Annotated in this window: 1 protein-coding gene; it reads left to right on the top strand. The window is 38.2% G+C overall.

Features of this window, described 5'->3' with window-relative positions; all coding sequences use genetic code 11:
* The first annotated feature begins 84 nt into the window (after positions 1-84).
* Positions 85-693, top strand: a complete 609-nt coding sequence (locus JHD62_RS21375; protein ID WP_199104572.1) for a class I SAM-dependent methyltransferase — start codon at positions 85-87, stop codon at positions 691-693.
* Positions 694-920: the final 227 nt, after the last annotated feature.

Below are 920 nucleotides of genomic sequence, written 5' to 3'. Positions count from 1 at the left end.
CCCCCCCCCCCCCCCCCCCCCCTCTCCACCCCCCCCCCCCCCACCCCCAACCCCACATCTTACTGTTCGTCGGCAGCGTCAGATGTGTATAAGAGACAGATATTAGTCAGAAATACAGCAAATGCAAAAATTACTATTGCAACGCTTCATGCTCTCGGAAAGCAAGATGAATTAGTTGTCGACTATGCTGGAGGCTATGGTCTTCTGGTACGACACTTAAGAGATTATGGCATTGATGCGCGATGGTATGATCCATATTGCGCCAATCTTTTTGCAAAGGGCTTTGAATTCAAAAATGAAAATGCTTCTCTTGTGACGGCATTTGAAGTATTTGAACATTTTGTATACCCATGCAAAGAGATCGATAGCATTCTTAATGTCGCACCAAATATTTTGATATCAACAGAATTGATACCAACTCCAATTCCCGAGCAAAGGGACTGGTGGTACTATGGAGGTGAACATGGCCAGCACATTGGATTCTACAAAATTGAGACCTTACAATATATTGCAAATAAATTTAATAAGCATTTAATATCAGATGGACAGCGATACCACTTTTTATCAGAACATCCCATTTCAAATGGCATGTGGAACATAATGAAAAAAATTGCACTAAATGCACCATGGCTATTCACTAGAAAACTGAAATCAAAAACGTTACTAGACCACCGCAATTCTTCATCAAAATGAAAATAATTTTTGATCACAAAATTTTTATGCAACAAAAATACGGGGGGATTTCCCGTTACTTCGTATCGGTTGCATCTGAATTAAAAAAATTAAATCAAGATATTTCAATCATAGCGCCAATACATAGAAACAAATACCTCCAAGAATCAAAAAATTCCATAAATATATCAGGTAAATATTTTGAGAAATTTCTACCTAAAACAACGCCAATAATTACAGCAATTAAC

This window comes from Aquitalea sp. ASV11, from assembly GCF_016429185.1.
GTDB lineage: Bacteria > Pseudomonadota > Gammaproteobacteria > Burkholderiales > Chromobacteriaceae > Aquitalea > Aquitalea pelogenes.
Note: the sequence above shows the minus strand (reverse complement) of the source record. Positions and strands in the feature narration are given on the sequence as shown.